Origin of the sequence: Kocuria sp. (assembly GCF_030536815.1) — a bacterium.
Classification (GTDB): Bacteria; Actinomycetota; Actinomycetes; order Actinomycetales; family Micrococcaceae; genus Kocuria; species Kocuria gwangalliensis.
Genome location: NZ_JAUNPE010000283.1, coordinates 1 through 2,057 on the forward strand (window position 1 = coordinate 1; position 2,057 = coordinate 2,057).

2 protein-coding genes are annotated in these 2,057 nt (G+C 66.1%); both read left to right on the forward strand.

Annotation, left to right across the window (positions count from 1 at the left end):
- Positions 1-146 precede the first annotated feature (146 nt).
- A complete protein-coding gene (locus Q4E95_RS13180) occupies positions 147-1,292 on the forward strand; it encodes an ABC transporter permease (protein WP_303383734.1) in 1,146 nt (381 codons plus the stop codon).
- 2 nt (positions 1,293-1,294) lie between these two features.
- Complete coding sequence (locus Q4E95_RS13185; RefSeq protein WP_303383735.1) at positions 1,295-2,047, forward strand: ABC transporter ATP-binding protein; 753 nt, start codon at positions 1,295-1,297, stop codon at positions 2,045-2,047.
- The last annotated feature ends 10 nt before the right edge of the window (positions 2,048-2,057 follow it).

Here is a 2,057-nt window from a genome sequence, read left to right on the forward strand (position 1 = left end):
GCTAAGGCAGCATACGCGGCAAACCACGGTGTTCGGATCCATCAAAAGGTGGATTGCGCGCTCAACTCAACGGGACCGGCGAATCGCTCGGACGCCCGATGTGACGGCCGCGGGTTTCCGGGAATCTGGAAGGGAAGACAGCCGTCGTGAAGGCACCGGAGGTAGCCATGTTCGTCTCGGTGAGAGACATCGTTTTCGCCAAGGGGCGCGTAGCCCTGGTGGCGTCGGTGGTCGCGCTGATCACCATTCTCCTGATCATGTTGAGCGGGTTGACCAACGGGTTGGGTAAACAAAACACCGCCGCGTTGGAAACATTGGGTGCGCAACGCATTGTCTTCGGTCAGGCCGAGGGCACACAGGACATGCCCACGGTCACCACCTCGCAAATCACTCAGGATCAAATGGACGCCTGGGCGGCGGAGCCCGCGGTCGAACACGTCGAACCGCTCGTGGTCACGATGACCCAGGTGGGATCCGATTCCAAGGTGACCACCGGCGCCGTGTTGGGCCTGCCCGAGGATTCAATGTTCGCTCGCAAGATCGAGCTCCTCGAGGGTCAGCACCGGCCCCAGGACGGCCAGATCGTGTTGTCGGAGTCCTACGCGGATGATTTGGGCATCGGCCCGGGCGACACCGTGGGGATCGGTGGTAAGGATCTCGAAGTCGTTGGTTTCGTGCAGGACGAGTTCTACGGCCACTTGCCCGTGGCATGGCTGAGCGATGCGGATGCGCTCGCGGTCGCGCACCAGCCCAGCGCCACCGTGGGTACCGAGCTGCTGCTCCAGTTCGCAGCCGGCACCGACTCCGCCCGGATGGACGAGATCGGCGCGGAACTGGATGAGGGAACCGGCACGATCACCCGGACGACCCGCGAGTCGTTCCAGGCCATCCCGTCCTACTCCTCGGAGAACGGGTCGCTCATGCTCATGCAGGCCTTCCTCTACGGGATCTCGGCGCTCGTGGTGATTGCGTTCATCACCGTGTGGACGGTGCAGCGCACCCGCGACGTGGCGGTCCTGCGGGCCCTGGGTGCCTCGCGCGGCTACCTGGTGCGCGATTCGCTGGTTCAGGCAACCCTCGTGGTCGGAATCGGCGTGCTCATCGGCGCCCTGGTGGGTGGTCTGATGGGCTGGCTCGTGGCCACGCAGGTCACCGCCGTCCCGTTCCTGTTCTCGCTCACCGCCGTGGCCGTCCCGGCGCTCGGCGTGTTGCTGTTGGGCATTGTCGGTTCGCTGCTCGCCGTGCGCCGCGTTGCCAAAGTCGACCCCATGATTGCCCTGGGAGGCAACTGATCATGTCCACCACCACTCATACCGCTCCCTGGAACGACCAGCAGACCACGGCCGGCACCCCGGCCCTCGAACTGTGCGAGGTCACCCTCGCTTATCCGGACGGCAAGGGTCCCGACGGCGCTCCCCGCACCATCACCGCGCTGGACCGCGTGTACCTGGCGGCCGTTGCCGGCACGATGACCGCGCTGACCGGCCCGTCCGGTTCGGGTAAATCATCGCTACTGGCCGTGGCATCCACGCTGTTGAATCCGACCTCCGGCGAGGTCCGCATTGGTGGGGTTGCCGTGGGAAACCTGTCCGAGAAGGACCGTGCGCGGTTGCGTCGCGAAGAAGTGGGCACCGTCTTCCAGCAGCCGAACCTGATCCCCTCGCTGCGGGCCGAGGATCAGTTGGTGGTGACCAGTCACATCCGCGGCGCTCGAGGTGGCGCCACGCGGCACGCGCGGGAACGGGCGCGGCAACTGCTCGAGCTGGTGGGGCTGGAGGGCGCCGGGCGGCGCCGTCCGCACGAACTGTCCGGCGGCCAACGGCAGCGCGTCAACATTGCCAGGGCCCTCATGGGAGAGCCCAAGCTTCTCCTCGTGGACGAACCCACCTCCGCCCTGGACCAGCAGCGTTCGGCCGAGGTCATGCAGCTGCTCAAGAACATGACCCGCACGTTCGACCTGGCCACCGTGGTGGTCACCCACGACCTGGAATTCGTGGACATGGCCGACCGTGAGGTCACCATGCTGGACGGCACGCTGACCGGCTGAGCGCAGCCCG

Excerpts from the sequence above, each read along its gene's own strand:
- Q4E95_RS13185 (WP_303383735.1), top strand. The coding sequence starts at position 1,295 with ATGTCCACCACCACTCATACCGCTCCCTGGAACGACCAGCAGACCACG.